The sequence below is a fragment of the Paenibacillus sp. FSL R7-0331 genome (genome assembly GCF_000758645.1).
Taxonomy (GTDB): Bacteria; Bacillota; Bacilli; order Paenibacillales; family Paenibacillaceae; genus Paenibacillus_AQ; species Paenibacillus_AQ camerounensis.
Genome location: NZ_CP009284.1, coordinates 2832005 through 2851375 on the forward strand (window position 1 = coordinate 2832005; position 19371 = coordinate 2851375).

Consider the following 19371-nt stretch of genomic DNA (forward strand, 5'->3'; position numbering starts at 1 on the left):
ACAGTGATTAGAAAAGCTAGTGTTATGCGAGTTTACCCGGAGCATTATGAGGAGTATAAGCGCCGCCACGATGAGCTGTGGCCGGAGATGGCTGAAGAGCTGAGAAACCACGGCTCCCACAACTATTCCATTTTCCTCGACGAAGAGACAGGCAATCTGTTTGCTTACGTGGAGATTGAGGACGAAGCCAAGTGGGATCAGATGTCCCAGACAGAGATCTGCCGGAAATGGTGGGTCTATATGGAGCCGCTGATGGAGACTAATCCGGACAACAGCCCGGTATCGAAGAGCCTGAAGGAAGTATTTTACCTGAAATAGCCGTTATTCCTGAATAGTTAAAAGAGCCTGTCCTGGTAGTCATTGATGACTGCCGGGGCAGGCTCTTTTGGTATAACGCGGAAAAGAGAATTCGAAGAGCGGCAGCTGAGCTGTCCGGCTAGATTCAGAAGGTTTGGCACATCGTTTACAGGAGACAATAGGGACTGGGGCGTTTTTGTATAAATTTGAAGGGTCTCGATAAATTTCAACCTTCCTCACTTTTTCTCTACTGCCGGCCGTGGGCTGCTCTGATAATATGAGGTCAGAAAGAACGAACCACCACTAAGCGAAACAAACTAAACATACTCATCTTTGAGGGGGATTTATCATGAACAAAGGTTTACTCTCAGGCAGAAACGCACTCTTGGCCGGTGCACTTGCAGCAACGGCTGTACTCAGCGCATGCGGCAGCAATAACAGCAGCAATACAGCATCCGAAGGAAATAATACGCCGGCAGCAGGCGGAGAGCAGGTAACGCTGCGCGTCTTCTCTAACCTTCCGGACCGTAAATCAGGCCAGGGCCTGGCGGAGCAGATGGTCATCGACAATTACACGAAAGAGAATCCGAATGTCAAAATCGAGCTGGAAACACTGGCCGAGGAGCCGTTCAAAAACAAGCTGAAGGCCTACATGGCCTCCAATGAGCCGATAGATGTCACTATGGTGCACGGCGGCGCCGAGCTCAACACACTGGTACAAGCCGGTTATGTAAAAGAGCTCGATCCTGCGGAATATGAAGGCGAAGCATTCAGCTTCCTGCCGGGTGTATACACCTCCTTCACGTTCAACGATAAGCTGTACGGCCTTCCGCGCAACAGTGACTATGAAGTGATCTACTATAACAAGCGGCTGTTCGAAGAAAATAACATTAAAGTACCAGCTACCTACGCTGAGCTGATCGAAGCAGGTAAGCAGTTCCGGGAAAAGGGCATCGAGCCGATGTCGATCAACGGTAAGGATCTGTGGAGCTTCGGCGCATTCTTCCAGGATCTTGTGATCCGGGTTGGCGGAGACCAGAACCTGATGCTGGATGCCGTAGCCAAGAAGAAGGACTTCACCACGGACGAAACCTTTAAGAAAGCGGCTGAGCTGCTGGGCGAGGCCAGAGACAGCGGACTGTTCCAGGCATCGTACATGACCTCTGACTACGGCGCATCCCAGAACCTGTTCACTCAGGAGCGGGCAGCCATGTGGTACATGGGCTCATGGGAAGCAGGGATGGCGACTAACGAAAATCTTCCGCAGACCTTCCGCGATAATGTAGCGGTGCTTAAGTTCCCGGTAGTGGAAGGCGGTAAAGGCAAAAATACGGATCTGCTGGCGTGGAACGGCGGCGGCTACTCCCTGGTGAACAGCTCCAAGCATCCGGAAGAAGCCAAAAAGTTCTTCGACTATCTGATGAGTGCTAACCAATGGGCCAAAACGGTATGGGATATCGGTGCTGCTGTTCCTGCACAGACCTATCAGCTGAACGGTAATGAAAGCAGTCTTCAGAAGGAACTGACAGAAGTGCTGACCGGTGCGACTACTACTGCGGGCTCGCTGGGTCTTGACTATGGAACACCAAAATTCAAGGATGATTCCCAGAATGCGTTCGGCAAATTCTTTGCCGGCGGCTCCACGGCGGAGCAGATGCTGAGCGATCTGCAGTCTGCGGCGGCTTCCCAGTAAGGCAACCCCTTTTACAACTATAAAGATAACGGTACGAACAAGGGCGGGGAACTTAAGTGAACTCCCTGCCCTTTGTCCGTCCGGAGGATGGAGGAAACGCCCATGCATAAAGTGCTTAACAACAAGCTTGCCATCTTTCTGTTTGTTTTTCCCGGCATTTTACTATTCGCCCTAACCTTTCTGGCTCCGATTGTTCTGAGCGGTTACTACTCATTCCGTGATACACTCGCACCTGGCACGAATTCGACGTTTGTCGGGCTTGGCAATTATACCGAGCTGCTGTTCCATGACAGCCGGTTCTGGCTTTCCTTACGCAATGCGGTTCTGCTGGGCTTGGGCTTTATTATCATCCAGCATCCGATCGCCATTTTCTTCGCCATTATGCTGGACCGGATCGGCGGCAAAGCCGAGAAGTGGTTCCGGACCATTTTCTTCATTCCCAGTGTCATCTCCGTCGTGGTTATTTCAAAAATGTGGCTCTCGCTGCTTGATCCGACCTTCGGCGTATTGAATAAACTGCTCGATTCTGTAGGACTTGGTGCACTAAAACATGCCTGGCTAGGTGACAGCAGCACTGCGCTGGTCTCCATGCTGGTCATCCTGATCTGGGCCGGCTTCGGATGGGGCCTTCTGTTCTACTATGCGGGAGTCAAGGGTATCCCGGAAGACCTGTATGAAGCAGCATCGCTTGATGGCGCCTCCGGCTTCAAACTGCATCTTCGCATCACCGTTCCGCTGCTTATGCCGGTCATTACAGTTCAGATAACACTGGCAATGATTACTGCGCTGAAGCAGATGGAGATGGTGTTCCTGACAACCAACGGCGGTCCCGGCGACTCTACCCAGTTCCTCGCTGTCTATCTGTATAACAAAGCTTTTTCGGCCAGCCAGTACGGCTATGCCAATGCCATATCCATCCTGTTCATTGCCGTGTGTCTGCTGTTCACTTACCTGAGCAACAAGCTGACCCGCAGCGATGCTACCGAATACTAAGGGGGAAGCACCATGAAGAAAAATACAAAAATCATGCTCTGGCTGTTCTTCCTGATCATCGCCGCAGTTCAGCTGTTCCCGTTCATCTGGCTGGTGAACTTCTCGTTTACAAGCAGCAGCGAGTTCTATTCCTCCAGCATATTGAAATGGCCGGATGCTCCGCAGTGGCAGAACTATATTAACGCGTGGGTGGACGGCAAGTTTGCCCGATATTTCTTCAACAGCTTTTTCGTAACGGCGGTCACGATTGTGTTGACGGTTGTTCTATCCCTAACGCTGGGTTATGCGTTCACACGGATGCAGTGGAAGCTGCGCTCCCTGTTCTTTACGGTGATCCTGCTCGGCATTATGATTCCGATTCATGCGACGCTGCTGCCTAACTTTGCTATTTTTAAATCGCTGGGCTTAACGGATTCCTATCTTGGACTGATTCTTCCTTATACTGCAGTATCTGTACCGCTCGGAACTTTTATGCTGACAGGCTTTCTGCGCTCCATTCCTAAGGCTATGGAAGAATCGGCAGTAATCGACGGCGCGAACATTTACCGGATCGTATTCGGCATTATTGCGCCGCTGACGGCTCCGGCACTGGTGACCATTGTGGTAACAACCTTCCTGAACTGCTGGAACGAATTCATTATGGCTTCCACCTTCCTGAGTAGGGATTCGCTCAAAACGCTGCCGTTCTCGGTCATGAACTTTACCGGCCAGTATTCCTCGGATTACGGTTCACAGTTTGCGGTTATGGTACTGACCTCGGTACCGGCGATCATTATTTATGCCATCTTTAACGAGCAGATTACCAAAGGGGTTACTGCAGGCGCGGTGAAGGGCTAAGGATACCTTACTTTAGGTCAAAAGGAGAATGAAGCAATGGATAAGCTGCTATACGGTGTTGCCTATTACGATGAATACATGCCTTATGAGAGGCTTGCTGAAGATATCCGCATGATGAAGGAGGCAGGCATCAACACCGTCCGGATTGCCGAATCTACCTGGAGCACGCATGAGCCGCAAAACGGGGTATTCGACTTCACATCCGTGGACCGCGTACTTGACGCCATGCACGAGGCTGGCATTCATGTCATTGTCGGAACGCCGACCTATGCCATTCCAGCCTGGATGGTCAAGGAGCACCCGGATGTGCTGGCGGTCACATCGGCGGGACGAGGTAAATACGGAGCACGGCAGATTATGGACATCACGCATCCGGTCTACCTGTTCTATGCCGAGCGGATCATCCGCAAGCTGCTGGAGCGGGTCCATAAGCATCCGGCAGTCATCGGTTACCAGACCGATAATGAAACCAAGCATTACGAGACAGCAGGGGATAATGTCCAGCTGAAGTTCGTGAAATATATGCGCAAGACCTACGGAACGCTGGAAAAAATCAACCATCAATTCGGTCTCGACTACTGGAGCAACCGGATCGACAGCTGGGAGGATTTCCCGTCTGTAGCGGGTACGATTAACGGCAGTCTGGGTGCTGAGTTTGCCCGCTTCCAGCGCGGGCTGGTGAATGATTTTCTGGCGTGGCAAGTAGCAATTGTCAACGAATACAAGCAGCCGGGACAGTTCGTAACCCAGAATTTCGACTATGAGTGGAGAGGGTATTCCTTCGGCGTTCAGCCTTCGGTGGATCATTTTGCAGCGGCTGAGCCGTTCGATATTGCCGGTGTGGATATTTATCATCCTTCGCAGTCCGAGCTGACCGGGGCCGAGATCGCTTTTGGCGGGGACATTTCACGCTCCGTGAAGCGCAGCAATTATCTAGTATTGGAGACACAGGCCCAGGCTTTTCCGCAGTGGACTCCTTACCCTGGACAGCTCCGGCTGCTGGCATTCAGTCATATCGGCTCTGGAGCGAACATGGTGGCTTACTGGCACTGGCACTCGATCCACAATTCCTTTGAAACCTATTGGAAGGGGCTGCTCAGCCATGATTTTCTGCCAAATCCGGTGTATAAGGAAGCTTGTACGATCGGGGCAGATTTCAAGCGGCTCAGCCCGCAGCTGACCGGACTCGTAAAGAAGAACAAAATCGCCTTCATGATCAGCAACGAGGCGCTGTCGGCAATGGAATGGTTCAAGCTGCCGGACGGCAAGAACTACAATGACGTGGTGCGCTGGCTGTATGATGAATTCTACCGTATGAATGCGGAATGTGACTTCATCCAGCCTTCCAGCCCGTATCTTCATGAATATGATCTGGTGGTTGTGCCGGCTCTGTACGCCGTTTCGGATGAGGCGCTGCTGGCGCTTAATGAATATGTGAAGGGCTGCGGTCATGTCCTGTATTCCTTCAAAAGCGGCTTTGCCGACGAGCAGGTCAAGGTACGGACTGTGCAGCAGCCGGGTATCCTCAGCGAAGCCTGCGGGATTGGCTACAGCATGTTCGTAACGCCGGATGCAGAGACCGGCCTTACCGGGGGATTGTTCCCGGAAGGCGGTGCCGGTACAGTTAACAGCTGGATGGAGCTGCTGGTTCCGGGAACCGCTGAAGTACTCGCCTTCTATGACCATCCGGAATGGGGCAATTACGCTGCCGCTACGCGGAATACCTTCGGCGAAGGTACAGCAACCTATGTCGGCTGTATGATGGACGCCTCCGATCTGGCAGTAATCGTACGCGATACACTGCAGACAGCCGGCTTGTGGACGGAGCAGCAAGAATATGCCTTCCCGCTAATCGTCAAATCCGCAACAACCCGTGAAGGGACTCCGGTTAGATTCTATTATAATTACTCCGGCAAGCAGCTGGCGGGAGTACGGCCGGTCAAGGGCGGAACCGAACTGCTCTCCGGCAGCGCGGTGTCTGTTGACGGTGAGCTTGAGCTTGCGCCTTGGGGTGTGCAGATTATTTTGGAGCAGGAATAGCTGATAGAGAGGAGGAGAGAGCAAATTGACTAGACTACAGATTCAAAATCCGGTACTGAGGGGCTTTAATCCCGATCCGTCGATTCTCCGTGTTGGTGACGATTATTATATGGCGACATCTACCTTTGAATGGTTCCCCGGTGTGCAGATTCATCATTCCAGGGACATGGTGAACTGGCAGACGCTCAGCTATGCGCTGGACCGGCCGGATCAGCTGGACATGAAGGGAATCGAGGCCTCCGGCGGTGTCTGGGCACCGTGTCTGACCTATGACGAGCGGGAGCAGACCTTTTACCTGATCTACACGATCATGAGAAGCACGAACGGCAATGCGTTTGATCTGGACAACTATGTAGTTACGGCCAAGAATATTCTTGGCCCTTGGTCGGAGCGCATCTATCTCAACAGCTCCGGCTTCGATCCTTCACTGTTCCATGATGATGACGGGCGCAAATGGCTGGTTAACCTGGAGTGGGAGACGCGCAAAGGGTACGAGCATCCCGGCTCAATAGTTATTCAGGAGTATGATCCGGTGCGGCAGGAGCTGACGGGTAGCACCCGGAGCATCTTCAGCGGGGCAACAAATATGGGCTGTATGGAGGCTCCGCATATCTATAAGCGGAACGGCTATTACTACATGATGACCGCTGAAGGCGGCACCGGCTTCGGACACGGTGTTACGATGGCAAGATCGCGCGAACTGTTCGGACCCTACGAGTCCGACCCGTGTAATCCGATTATTACATCCGCCAAGCTGGTTAATCTGGACCGGCGGAATGTGGATGATTACCTCAAGCCGTACCAATATAACCCGGATTCCCTGCTGCAAAAAAGCGGACACGGCTCGCTGGTGGAAACGCAGAACGGGGAGTGGTACATCGCCCATTTATGCGCCCGGCCGCTGCTGCCGGAAATCCGCAGTATGCTGGGCAGAGAAACGGCCCTGCAGGCATGTGAATGGACCGAGGACGGCTGGCTGCGCATGATTGGCGGCGGGCAAGCGGCCCTGACCGAGGCTCCGGCTCCTGTGCTCACGCCTTATCCGTTCGCACCGGAACCGGCCAGAGAGGACTTTGCCAGCGGCAAGTGGAACCTTCACCTGAACTCCCTGCGGGTTCCGATTGACGAGTCTTGGGCCTCCCTGTCGGCCCGGCCGGGCTACCTGCGGCTGCGCGGGCGGCAATCGCTATTCTCGCTGCATGAGCAGAGTCTGGTGGCACGCCGGCTGCAGTCCGTTAATGCAACGGTAGAGACCTGTGTGGAGTTTGAACCGGAGAACTATCATCAGTCAGCCGGACTTACGCTCTTCTATGACCAGAACATGTTCTACTATCTGCGGATTTACTACAGTGAGAGCCTTGGAGGGAAGTGTCTGGGTATTCTGTACGCCGACAACGGTACCAAGGTGGAGCTGACAGAATCCCGGCTGCCGGTCACGGATTGGGAGAGAGTCTATCTCCGCGCCGAGCTGCGTGAGGGGATGCTGACCTTCTCCGCCTCACCAGACGGGGAGCAGTGGCAGCAGGTCGGCCCGGAGCTGGACGGCACCAAATGCTCAGATGAATACTCCAACTCCGGCCATTTCACCGGCGCCTTCGCCGGGATCAACTGCCAGGATTCCTACCGCAGGCAGATCACAGCCGATTTCGATTACTTCGAGTACCGGGAGCATAATTAGCATACTGATGCAGAAGAAGACCAGCCGTATTATCAGGCTGGTCTTCTTTGTGCAGCAGGCCAGGCGGCAAGCATGCTATGTTCACCGCACCATTCACACTTAACTGCACTCTGTACAGCTAAAACGCCTGTTTTTGCTCCAAACAGCGTTATAACTGCAGTTCGTGCAACTAAAATGCTGCGTACAGCCGATTTCAGCTGATTTACGTAACTTTAGTTGCACAGAATGCATTTATACGGCGCTGTTGCTCTTTTCAGCTGCTTTTAATTGCACAAAGTACATCTATACCACTCCATCATGCTCACCGCAGATGGCCGGAACAACTCCCTGCCAACTAGCTAATAATCCTCCGCTGCAGTGAAATTCCCCAACACAGACGTCAAAGGTAATGATGCCCTGGAACGAAGCCGGGCAAATAACGATAACGAAAGAGGAGCCAAGTATGAACAAGCCTGTGAGCACAATTGTAAAAACAGTCCTGTTTTTCGCCGGCTGGGCGGCGGCAATTTCTTTTACACCCGATGGACCTTTTAGCAATCCTGCAATCCGTCGGCTGTGGTGGGAGTTCGCGCCTTTGGCGGCAGCTGTATTGTTTACTGTTCTTTTTGTAAGATTCGTCGAGCGGGGGAGGATAAGTGTTCCATTAGCGCCTCATTTCTTCAAGAATACGTTACTGGGGATAGCGGCAGGTACTTTATGGCTGGGGAGTACAGTGGCCGTCCTCTTGCTGACAGACACGATGGCGATACATGGCCGGAATGAGGTTGATTACATATGGATCTGGATATTGGCGTCACTGTTAAATGTGGCTATGCAGGAGCTGCTGGTGAGAGGTTATTTGTATCAGCTATGGAAACGCAGCAGCAGCAGGCTGGCGGCCGGCGCGGTAACCACACTATTGTTTGTTTTAATGCATGGCGGAGCCTTTGAAGCGGGGATTATCCCGGTTCTGAATGTAGTAACGATGAGTATATTTATGACATTACTGCTGGAATACACAGGCAGCTTAATAGCACCGGTTCTGGCTCATTTCGTCTGGAACACGGCGGGGGCGGTTATTTTAGGCGGAGTATCCTTAGCAGGAGATTATCCGAAGCTCTATAACAGCAGCTTTCAAGGTTCAGCCCTGCTGTCAGGCGGCGGCTATGCCATAGAGGGCAGCGTTGTCGTCCTTATCATCAACATAGCACTAATAACCGGTGTGCTAGTGCTGAACAGGACTGCTGCCCGTTATATAAAAGCTACATAGCTCGCACTTGAATACATAGCTTAAGGGAATAGCGGCGGAGCCCCAGATTAAGAGGGTTATAAGTTTAATCCCGTCTCATCCAGATTATTGCGATACTGGTTGGGCGTGAAGCCCGTGTATTTCTTGAACACCTGGAAAAAGTATTTCTCATCGTTGTAGCCGACCTTCATCGCGATATCGCCGATTTTGCGGCTGCGGTCCTTGAGCAGGAGGCAGGCCTGGTCGATGCGGATTTTGTGCAGATAGTCGAGGAAATTGGTCTTGATCTGCTGCTTGAACAGCAGGCTCAGATAGCCCGGGGTGATAAACACCTCATTGGCGACTGTCTCCCGGCTGATGTCCTTGTAGTAATTTTCTTCAATGTAGGCAAGGATGGACTCGAACAGCTTGTTTTTGTTCTTTTTGGCATTCAGCAGCTCGTTGACCTTGACGGCAGCGGTAAGCAGCTCACCTTTGATGCCTTCGGGGTCTTCTTTAGAGATGTTGTGGATGCTGTCCTGCAGGCTCAGGCCGAAATCGTCCATCCCGCCGGCATTTTTCTCAATATACAGCTTGTACAGGGCAAAATACAGCGAAAGCGAGCAGCTGACAATCTGTTCCTTGGAGGAGGGGAGAGCCGACATGAACGTGGCGAGACTCTCGCGGATGCTGTTCGCGTCACCATTCATTACACTCAGCAGCACGGTCTTTTCCTGCAAAATAGGGTAAGACCAGCTCCCGTGCTCAGCCGCCCGGCTATCCTGGGCATTCACAATTTTGCCCGGGCCCAGGGCGTAGTGGTCATCCAGTGCACTGATGGCTGAGCTGTAGGACAGGTTGAGACTGGGCAGCTGGGTGCCGGTGACGCCGATGCCGACGGAAACGCCGAGCTTGATATAATTTTTGGCATTAGACTGGAATTCCCCGGCCAGTGCTAACAGCTCACTGCTGTCCAGCTCAACAGGCATGTTAAGGATGGCGATGATATCATCCTGATGCTCGAAGCTGAGGCCGATATTCGGCTGGCGGACGGTTTCCTCGCTGATATTTTTGAGCCCGTACTTCAGCAGCTCCAGCTCAAACGCCGTATAGCTCTTCTGCAGCGTATGGAGATTGTCCAGCTGCATGACAAAGACGGCGAAATAGTCGTTGGGAAAATAAATCCGGTTAAGCTCCAGACTATCCCGGATCTTATCGTAGGCTACCTCCTCGGACAGCACCAGCTGGCTGAGGGTCCGCTCCTTCAGCAGCGGCAGGCTCTCGCGGAAGCCTTCAGTCAGCCGCTTCAGATGTGCGGTCTGCCGCTTCTCCTCAAGAATCTCCCCCACCACATTGACAATAGTGTCGGTAATCTCCTGGCGTCTGCTCGGCTTCAGCAGGTAGTCGGATGCGCCGAGTGCGATCGCTTTTTTGACATAATGGAAATCGTTATAGCCGCTCATAATGACCGATTTAATATGCGGGAAGTCGCGCTTTACCTGCTCAATCAGGGCCAGACCGTCCATCTCCGGCATCCTTATGTCGGCCAGCAGAATATCCACATGGTGCTTGTGCATGAGCTCAAGAGCTTCCGCTCCGTCTCCCGCCTCGGCAATAATCTCCACATCATGGCTGGCCCAGTCGATCAGCGTTCTGATCCCGGTTCTGGCCCGCTCTTCATCATCGACGATCATTAAGTTAATCATGGTTCTCCTCCAATGGTTCTGATGTGACTGGAATGATAAGCTCTACCCGGGTACCTGACCCGGGCCTGCTGGAATACCGGATATTGAACTGATCCTTATAATACAGGCGGAAGCGCTGGATCACATTGGCTACCGCATACCCCCCGGTGTTCGCACCGGTGTGAATATCATCTTCCTCTTGGACATCGGTAATCTTCGCAATCGTCGCCTCATCCATCCCGATGCCATTGTCTTCAATGACAAAACGCAGGGCCCCGCCGTCCATTTCTCCGGTTATGCTGACTGTCCCGCCTTCACGCTTGCGCTCAATGCCATGGACCAGGGCATTCTCGATAAAGGGCTGCAAACTCAGCTTAAGAATGACATAGCTGTCCAAATATTCCGGGATGTCGATTGAATAACGGAGCTTGTCGCGGAAACGCATCTGCTGCAGGGACAGGTAGAGCTGGATCAGCTCTTTTTCTTTGGCTACGCTGGTGAAGCTTTTGCCGCGGTTCAGACTGAGCCGGAACAGCCGGGACAGATTGATGACCATCTCGCTGATCTTGTCCTGGCCGGCGCTTTCCGCTTCCCAAAAAATCGTATCCAGCATGTTATAGAGAAAATGCGGGTTAATCTGCGACTGCAGCGCCTTGAGCTCCGCTTCCTGCTCCTTCAGCTTCAGGACATACACTTCATCCACCAGTGTCTTGATATTGCCGACCATCGTATTGTAGCCGCGGCTTAACAGGCCAATTTCATCCCGGTAGCGCACCTCCACCTTTTCGTCGAAATGTCCGTTCTGGAACCGCCGCATGGAATACAGCAGCTGCTTGATCGGCGCAGTCAGAAAATTGGACATAACCAGCATCAGGGGTATACTCAGCAGCAGGCTCACCAGAATGGCAATAAAGACAAACAGCTTGATGGAGTTGAGCTCCTTGGTCAGGGTGTCGAGCGGAACCGCATAGAGGATCTGCCAGCCGGCGTTGCTCTGAGTGTAGGTAAGCAGCAGCTCTTCACCATTCAGATTCATAATTTGTGAGCCGTCTTCTGTACCGTTCTTGGCCTTGGGAAGCTGAAGCGGCTCCTGTTCATTGTAAAAGGGCTTTCCGGCTGTGAGGAACGGCACCCCGTTCTGATCCAGAATCACGATTCCATGGGACTCGTCATACAGATCCTTCAGATACCGCTTGCGGATCGTTTCGGTGTTAATGCCGACGAAGATCAGCCCGATATTCCGCCCGTTCAGCGTGCTGCGGACAATCCGGCTCATGGCGATTTTCTCATTGCGGTTCACGTCGATGAATACATTATTGCTGCTGTTAAGCGGATACCAGTAGGAGGCCCCGTTAAATTCAAGCGTCTGCTTATATACTTCACTAGCTGTAATCCGGCTGTAGCTGCCCGGTCCGCTGCTGTCATCGGTGGCTACCTGATAGAGCGGCAGCTCATCCTGGCCGTAAAGGGAGAGGTAATCGAAATTGCCGGTAACCAGCATCTGGTTCATAATGGCCGACATCGTCCCCGAATAGATCTGCGATTCCAGGTCCACGTTGCCGACCGGTTCATTCTGCAGCGCATCCTGTACAACCGGGGAGAGGCTGAAGACGGTCACCCAGTCCTTAATGCTCTTTTGCATCTCTACAATATTGTTATCAATCAGCCGGATGACCGACAGATTGGTCGTGCTGACCTTGTTAACAATCTGTTTTTTGGAGGTGTGAAATGAGTACAGCCCGAGAGCCGACGTAATCAGGGTAATCATCACAATAAAGACAAGGACGATTTTTGTTTTCAGGCTTGTGTTAAAAAAAGTGTCAACCATGTCAGGCCCCCTCTATCTTCATTCCAGTATATCGTTCACCAATAGGCAGAACAATCATCCCCGGTTAACATTCGACAATCTTCAACTTTATGCACTTTTTCTCTACTGACAGGCATGAAGGTGCGCAGCAGGGAGGAGCTTCACCGGTGTTTCCATTGTATTGAGAATGATTATCAACTATAATGGAGCCTATATCTTTACCAAGCAGGTTCAGGAGGAGTATATGAATGTTCACAGTCTTATCCAGTATTGGGCCGGTTCATCCTTCCATTTATTCGATATCCGCCATGTTGTGCTGAGGCCAGGTGAGACATTGCCGGCTTATCCGCTTCCGGCGGATGCCTTTGTACTGCTGTGCCGCGGTGAGGGGACTGCGGGGATCGGCGGCCATTCGTTTACACTGCCACGGAGCTGTTTGCTGCATGGCGGTAAAGGGCTGGAGCTGCAGATTACGAGCCTTCAGCAACTGGAATTCTATCTGATTTTATATAAAAGCGAGCCCGGATCTGCATCCGCACCGCTCCATTCGCTGGCAGGTACAGCAGAGCCGTTCCGTTTCGTCCCGGAGTTCCCCGCGCTGCTGCACCAGCATGCCCGTGACATCTACGACACTTGGCTTAGGGGCGGGGAGCTGGCCCGGTTTAAAGCGAAAACGGTCTTTTACATGTTCATGCACGAGGTAATGAGCCAGCTGGACCAAGCGCCGGCTGAAGCGGCACAGGCAGACGTAGTGGATCAGGCGATCCGCTACATTGAGAAGCATCTGCAGGAGCCGGTGACCCTTGATGCTATCGCACAGGAGCTGAATTACAGCGTCCGCTATCTGTCCCGGAAGTTCAAAGCCAAGACAGGGCGCAGCCCGATTGATTACCATATCCATATCCGCATGGAGAAGGCGGCCAGGCTCCTGCAGGAAACGGACCACACGGTTCAGCATATTGCCGAAAGCGTCGGCTATCATGATTTGTTTTATTTTATCAAACGGTTCAAAAAGCATACCGGCGCCGTTCCCGGACAATTCCGCAAGCTGGCAGTGGAGCTGCAGCAGGTGCCGGATGTTCCATCTAAAAGGCTCAGATCGTCCATGTGGAGCCCGCCGTCTCTCCGTTATACTAAAACCCGAATGAGCCCTGATCGTATACGGGTGGAGAGAGGAGATTCTGCTATGTCAAAAGAAACCAAAACGCCGCTGGCGGTAGCCCTGCTGCTGTGCATGATGATTCTGCTCAGTGCCTGCGGCGCAGAGCCGTCATCGTCCGCATCGCCGCAGCGTATGCAGATTGAGCATGCTATGGGCGTTACCGAGGTAAGCGGCATTCCGGATAGAATCGCTGCGGCTGACTACCGCATTCTGGATACGTTATATGCACTGGGCGTCAAGCCTTACGCAACGACTACCTACAGCGGATCAGTGGAGCTGCCGTATATGGACAAGGAGGACCAGAATGAAGCGATTGTGCCGCTCGGGGATAAAATCAACCTTGAAGCAGCCGTGGAGACTGAGCCGGATATGATAATCGCCCGCCACATTGAGCCGGACGTGTACGAGCAGCTAAGCAAGGTCGCTCCGGTGCTCGTCTTCCGCGGAGACGGGGATTGGCGTGAGGAGCTGCAGGAGATCGGCAGTGTGGTCGGCAGGGAAGACGAAGCAGCAAAGTGGCTTGCGGACTACGACAAGCAGGCGGCTGAGGTAAAGCAGCGGATTGCCGGGTACGTTGAACCGGGTGAAACGTTCCTGTTCATCCGGCTGCAGAAGGAGATGCAGGCAGCAAGCCCCAATGTGCATCTGGCGGCTACATTGACCAAGGATTTGGGCTTGTCTTATGTATCCGGGCTGGAGAAGCAGGAGGAGAGCTATGCGGCATTATCCCTTGAGGTGCTGCCGGAGCTGAATCCAGACCATATCTTCATGACGGTCGGCAAATCCACAGTCAGCCAGGATGAGGATGCCGAGAAGCTGCTGGCTGACATGCAGCAAACGGCAGTGTGGCAGAAGGTCAGCGCCATTCAAAAGGGCAATCTGCATATTATGCCGCAATGGGTATTCGGAGATTATCCCAATATCAAAAGCAAGTCGCTTGAGCTGGTAGAAGCTGCGCTTACTCAGCCTGAATAGCCAGTCTGCCGCCTGTCCGGCTAATATTTAGCTAATCTTTAGGTTCAGCTTAGGCAGCATTAAGATTGCTGGGGTACAGTTGTAACAAAACCAGCAATCGGCGTGCTCCGGCTGCCGGGTTGTCAACGGGCCAGGGGGTGGCAGATGAAGCAGCTGAACAAATTTCTAACGATAGGTAAGGCAATACTGCTGGTTCTGCTTATTGTATATGTGGGGTCATTGGTCGATTTTATTTTTGAGCCGTTCAAGTCACTGACGGGCGTTATTCTTATTCCGGTGCTGCTGGCGGTGTTCTTCTACTATTTATTGCGGCCGCTGCTGCCGCTGATGGAGCGCTGGAAGATCAAGCGCTGGACGCTGAAGCGCATGCAGGCTATTCTGCTGATCTATCTCGTGCTTGGCGTGCTGTTAATCGGATTTTTTGGCGGGGTATGGCCTCCGCTGAAATCGCAGCTGCTGACACTGGTGCAGAATGCCCCGCAGCTGTTCGACATCGTTAACGATAAAATATCCGAGCTGGAGCAGTCAGGCTTTTTCGCCAAGCTGTTTCCCGAGGATTTCAGTTTGCTGTCCCAGTTAAATGAATATTTAAGCCAAGGCTTTACCCTGCTGACCAGCTATGTCACCGGCTTATTCTCAGCGGTGTCCAATCTGGCAATCATTCTGTTCACCTTTCCGATCCTGCTGTTCTATATGCTTAAGGAAGGGGACAAGTTCGGCAAAGCCTTTGTCCGGATGGTACCCCGGCGTTTCCGGGAGCGGGCAGGAACGATTACAGGAGAAATTGACGGCGCATTAAGCAACTACATTGTAAGCAGAGTCGTCGTGAATCTGGCACTGGGCGTGCTGATGTATCTTGGATTCCTGATGATCGGGCTGCCGTATGCCCTTGTGCTGACCCTGATTGCCTTCATTATGAACTTTATTCCGTTTTTCGGAGCGATCATTTCCTCTGTTCCGATTGTGATCATCGGCCTGACTGTTTCGCCAATGGTTGGCTTGTGGTCACTCATCATTATTTTGCTTGCCCAGCAGATTCAGGATAATATAATATCACCGCTGGTTTTTGGCAAAAGCCTCGACATTCATCCGATTACGACAACGGTGCTTGTGCTGGGAGTGGGGAATTTCTTCGGAATTATCGGTATGCTGATTATTATCCCTGTGTACATGGTAATCAAGATTGTATCCAAGCATACATACCAGCTGTTTCTCAAGGAGAAGTGGGAGGGACTGTAGGCATATGAGAGCTGAAGGAGGAAGCAGAATGAATCAACCGGAAAAGGGAATAAGTTGTGTTGGAAAGCTGACGGTGTCACAGCAGGTCATATCCAAAATTGCCGGAATGGCTGTCCAGGAGGCTGAAGCAGTTCAGGCGCTTGTGGAAGGCAGCACCAAGCGGAAGAAGCGGGAGGAGTTCTACAAGGCGATCAAGGTGAAAATCAGCGGCAGTGAGCTGTCGGTCCAGCTCTTCCCGATTATCACCCTGGGCACACCGCTTCACCAGCTGGCCCAGCTTCTGCAGCAGAGTATCAAGAGCCAGGTTGAAAAGCTGACCGGGCTGCAAGTGACCGATGTGAATGTAACAGTGGTCGGTGTTGTTGCAGCACGCTAAAGGTACTGTTCATGAAGCAGCGCAAAAAAGCGGCAGTTCAAGGGAATGAGCATTCTCCTTGGCTGCCGCTTTGCTGTGTCTTCTGTTTAATCAGGAATCGTAATGGTAAACACCGTAGCTTCCTGCCTGGTGCCGGACAGCTCAAGTGTTCCACCCATCCGTTCTGTATTCTTCCGGGCAATAGCCAGCCCCAGGCCTGTCCCGCCGGATGCGGTTCTGGCTTCATCGCCCCGTACAAAAGGATCGAAGATGGTCGGCCGCAGCTCTTTAGCGATGCCCACACCATTATCGGCGATTTCAATGACCACCGCATCCGGCCTTGGAGCCAGCCCGATCCGCAGCGTTGTTCCCGGCGGGTTGTAAGCCAGTGCATTGGTGACCAGGTTCTGGACCACCCGTGACAGCAGCTCCGGATCGAACTGGGCATAGACATCTTGATCGGGCACCTCAAGCCGCAGCGTGAACTGCTTCTGTTCAATCTCCCCGTAAGCCCCGGCGATAATCTCCCGCAGGAAATCACCGAGCTCGTGACGCCCCATTTTCAGCAGAAAATCCGGAGAGTCGGTCTTAAGCAGCTCCATCATATTCTGGATCAGCCTGGTGACCTGAAAGGACTTGTTGTAAATGTAGAGTAAATATTTCCGCTGCCTTTCCGCATCCTCCACCCGGCCTTCATATAGGGCCTGAGCGTACCCCTGAATACTGGTAATCGGCGTCTTGAGGTCATGGGACAGATCCATAATCATCCGCTGCTTGCTGTCCTCGGCCCGCTGCTTGGCGATAGTGGTACGTTCAATCATATCCGCCATATAATTGAAGGTCTCAGCCATCTGCTCAAATTCCTTCTCGGCATGAACGGTAAGACGGGTGTTGTAGTTACCCTGGATCATTTCCTTAAGTCCTTGGACTATAGTCTTCAGCGGCTTCAGGATACGCCGGGCTACAGAATAGCTGTACGTTACAACCAGCAGCAGCAGCAGCATGGCGCCAAGCATAATGTAGAAGGTAACCGACCTGTTAAAATAAGACATGAACGGATAGCTGTTAATCGTGATGTCGATACGGTCCCGGGGAATCTTCAGCAGCAGCCAGCCTGCAGCGCCGTTCTGAGGATAAGCCGCCAGGGACGTGTAGTAAGCCTGATCCGGATCATTCTCGAGCAGTTGATAGATCTGTTCTTCCGAGTAGCTGTGAGGAGCATCCCGTTTGCTTCCGACGACCTCGCGGACCGTCTTGCTGCTGTCCAGCACCTCCAGCCAGCCTTCACTGCGCAGCAGCTTCTCTGTCTCCGGTCCGCTCTGCGGATTGTCCAGATACAGACTGGCCTGCGTCTTGAGGTCAGGGTCAGCCAGCTGGTAATCCTGGAGCTTCTGTGCGACATCCAGCTGCATAAAGGCATAGGTGCCGAAGATAATAATCGTCACGGTTAACAGCACGATAAGCAGAAACCGCAGGAAATCAATGGCCAGCGATGCCTGCAGCGGCCGCTGCTGTCTATTTTTCCACAGGCGCATTGATTTTGTACCCCAGTCCGCGGATTGTTTTCAGATACTCCGGCTTTTTGGAATCCCGTTCAATCTTCTCGCGGATGTTGCTGATATGCACCATGATGCTGTTATCCTCGTACATATAGAAATCCTCCCACACGGCTTCATAGATCCGCTTACGGGTAAAGACCCGGCCCGGCTCCTCCATCATCAGCTTGAGAATTTTGTATTCGGTCGATGTCAGCATAACAGGCTCACCGGACACATACAGCACGCATTCATTCAAATCCAGGGTAAGCGCACCCAGTACAAGCTGATTCACCTCGGGCTCCGGCGGAAGGGTTGGCACATCAAAATGATGAACCCTGCGCAGCAGGGCATTCGCTCTCGCCACAACCTCCAGCGGATTAAAGGGCTTCGCTATGTAGTCGTCAGCGCCCAGCTCAAGTCCAAGAATTTTGTCATGATCCTGGCTCTTGGCCGATAAGAACAGGACGGGAAAGCGGTGTGAGCCGCGGATGCTCTTCAGCAGCTGCAGCCCGTCCATCCCCGGCATCATAATATCAAGAATAGCCAGATCAACCGTCTGCTCCCGGATCAGAAGCTGAGCCTCTAATCCGGATGAAGCGCTTAGAATATGGTAGTCTTTTTCAAGATAAAGCTGTAGCAGTTCAACAATTTCAGGCTCGTCATCAGCAATCAGTATCGTATATATAATCCATCACCCCTGGCCAGTATAGCGGTCTAATCTTTATCTATTCTAAACCAAATCTAAGGTTTGGATAAAGTTTTGGCCGGCGGCTATGCGCCAAGCACCTTTTTTCTCAGGTCCAGCAGCCACAAGGCAGACTCCTTCATGTACGCAAGCTGATCCTGAGCGCCGAAATGCTCGATGACAAAGGTGTCATCATAGCCGCTCTTGAGCAGATCCGCTACAAGCTCTTTCATCGGAATGCAGCCGTTCCCGGCAGGGACCGCATACATGGCGCGGCCGTCCACTGTCAGCTTAGGCTCCTCCTTAGGGTGAACCTCAAACGTCCGGTCCTTACAGTGGACATAGCCGATATGAGGTCTGCAGCGTTTGTAGGCATCAAGAGCATCTTCTCCGCTGTACAGAAAATTCCCGGTATCAAAGAAGCAGGACAGCTCCGGTATTTCCTCTACAAAGGACAGCAGCTGCGCTGTTGTGGCGAACGGCGCCCTACTGTCATCAAAGTCTTCCATACCGACCGTAATGCCCAGCGGCTTGGCATACGCGCACATGGCGGCAACGGCCTCCTTCATGGACTGCACACATTGCTGATACTCCACGGAAGCAGGGTCCTGCTCATGCTCCTCCAGAAAGCCCGGAATAACCAGTACACGCGAGGCACCTGCCCGGCCGGCCATGGACAGAAAGGAAATAATCTGTTCCTTCCATTCAACGCTGCCGGTAATGTGGCCGAAATCAAAAAATCCGTACATGCAGCTTACCCTTAGTCCTGTCTTCTCCAGCAGTGTCAGAATCGCGTCTTCCTCTGTTTTAAAGCGGTCTGCGTCCATTTCCAGTGCGTCAATGCCGAAGCTTCTGACAAGCGTGCAGATTTCCTCCAGGCTCCGGCCGCTCTGTCCGGCTGCCTCAAGAATATGTTCATAGAATACAGATAGTTTCATCGCTGCTTCTCCTTGTGTATATGGATTATTTCGTGCCGTGCGGATTAATCGCTTTCATGATTTGTGTCAGCGGCTCTTCGCCAATCTCCTTAAATCTATGCTCCTGCCACAGCATTGTCAACAAGCCGGGTGGACAGCCTTGCCCGGATTCCTGTCATATTGTCGCCGGAAAGGATATAGAATGCAAAGGGGTGGAAATAAAGCGGTTTCGTTAACGCTGATCCTGCTGTTCCAACGATTTC

At 52.5% G+C, this 19371-nt stretch carries 15 protein-coding genes; 10 read left to right on the plus strand and 5 right to left on the minus strand.

Annotated features, from left to right (window positions below; genetic code table 11):
• The first annotated feature begins 3 nt into the window (after positions 1-3).
• From rhaM to R70331_RS11635, 7 genes are all read left to right on the plus strand, one after another.
• The gene (gene rhaM, locus R70331_RS11605) at positions 4-318 is read left to right on the plus strand and encodes an L-rhamnose mutarotase (protein ID WP_042175547.1); all 315 of its coding nucleotides are present in this window, start codon (positions 4-6) and stop codon (positions 316-318) included.
• Positions 319-646: 328 nt separating this feature from the next.
• The gene (locus R70331_RS11610; protein ID WP_052419032.1) at positions 647-1990 is read left to right on the plus strand and encodes an ABC transporter substrate-binding protein; all 1344 of its coding nucleotides are present in this window, start codon (positions 647-649) and stop codon (positions 1988-1990) included.
• A gap of 102 nt (positions 1991-2092) precedes the next feature.
• Positions 2093-2983: a carbohydrate ABC transporter permease gene (locus tag R70331_RS11615; protein WP_042175550.1), complete on the plus strand. Its 891-nt coding sequence runs from the start codon at positions 2093-2095 to the stop codon at positions 2981-2983.
• Positions 2984-2995: 12 nt separating this feature from the next.
• Positions 2996-3820: a carbohydrate ABC transporter permease gene (locus R70331_RS11620; RefSeq protein ID WP_042175552.1), complete on the plus strand. Its 825-nt coding sequence runs from the start codon at positions 2996-2998 to the stop codon at positions 3818-3820.
• Between the two features lie 36 nt (positions 3821-3856).
• Positions 3857-5860, plus strand: a complete 2004-nt coding sequence (locus R70331_RS11625; RefSeq protein ID WP_042175554.1) for a beta-galactosidase — start codon at positions 3857-3859, stop codon at positions 5858-5860.
• Positions 5861-5885: 25 nt separating this feature from the next.
• Positions 5886-7538, plus strand: a complete 1653-nt coding sequence (locus tag R70331_RS11630) for a glycoside hydrolase family 43 protein (protein ID WP_042175555.1) — start codon at positions 5886-5888, stop codon at positions 7536-7538.
• Positions 7539-7980: 442 nt separating this feature from the next.
• A complete protein-coding gene (locus tag R70331_RS11635) occupies positions 7981-8787 on the plus strand; it encodes a CPBP family intramembrane glutamic endopeptidase (protein ID WP_042175557.1) in 807 nt (268 codons plus the stop codon).
• A 56-nt stretch (positions 8788-8843) separates the two neighbouring features.
• On the opposite strand, the gene R70331_RS11640 is transcribed toward R70331_RS11635, so the two are convergent.
• Positions 8844-10451: a response regulator transcription factor gene (locus R70331_RS11640; protein WP_042175558.1), complete on the minus strand. Its 1608-nt coding sequence runs from the start codon at positions 10449-10451 to the stop codon at positions 8844-8846.
• On the minus strand, positions 10444-12258 hold the full coding sequence (locus R70331_RS11645) for a sensor histidine kinase (protein ID WP_042175560.1): 1815 nt from the start codon (positions 12256-12258) through the stop codon (positions 10444-10446). Before R70331_RS11645 ends, R70331_RS11640 begins: the two co-directional genes overlap by 8 nt.
• 223 nt (positions 12259-12481) lie before the next feature.
• Between R70331_RS11645 and R70331_RS11650 the strand changes: the two genes are divergently transcribed.
• The 3 genes from R70331_RS11650 (at position 12482) to R70331_RS11660 (ending at position 15989) form a co-directional block, all read left to right on the plus strand.
• Positions 12482-14374, plus strand: a complete 1893-nt coding sequence (locus tag R70331_RS11650; RefSeq protein ID WP_197071423.1) for an AraC family transcriptional regulator — start codon at positions 12482-12484, stop codon at positions 14372-14374.
• A 144-nt stretch (positions 14375-14518) separates the two neighbouring features.
• Positions 14519-15613: an AI-2E family transporter gene (locus tag R70331_RS11655; protein WP_042175564.1), complete on the plus strand. Its 1095-nt coding sequence runs from the start codon at positions 14519-14521 to the stop codon at positions 15611-15613.
• A gap of 28 nt (positions 15614-15641) precedes the next feature.
• Positions 15642-15989: an Asp23/Gls24 family envelope stress response protein gene (locus tag R70331_RS11660; protein WP_042175567.1), complete on the plus strand. Its 348-nt coding sequence runs from the start codon at positions 15642-15644 to the stop codon at positions 15987-15989.
• A gap of 86 nt (positions 15990-16075) precedes the next feature.
• Here the strand turns inward: R70331_RS11660 and R70331_RS11665 are convergent, their stop codons facing one another.
• From R70331_RS11665 to R70331_RS11675, 3 genes are all read right to left on the minus strand, one after another.
• The gene (locus tag R70331_RS11665; RefSeq protein ID WP_042175569.1) at positions 16076-17503 is read right to left on the minus strand and encodes a sensor histidine kinase; all 1428 of its coding nucleotides are present in this window, start codon (positions 17501-17503) and stop codon (positions 16076-16078) included.
• Positions 17484-18194: a response regulator transcription factor gene (locus tag R70331_RS11670; protein ID WP_042175571.1), complete on the minus strand. Its 711-nt coding sequence runs from the start codon at positions 18192-18194 to the stop codon at positions 17484-17486. The genes R70331_RS11665 and R70331_RS11670 overlap by 20 nt, the downstream gene beginning before the upstream one ends.
• Before the next feature lie 83 nt (positions 18195-18277).
• A complete protein-coding gene (locus R70331_RS11675) occupies positions 18278-19129 on the minus strand; it encodes a sugar phosphate isomerase/epimerase family protein (protein WP_042175573.1) in 852 nt (283 codons plus the stop codon).
• Between the last annotated feature and the right edge of the window lie 242 nt (positions 19130-19371).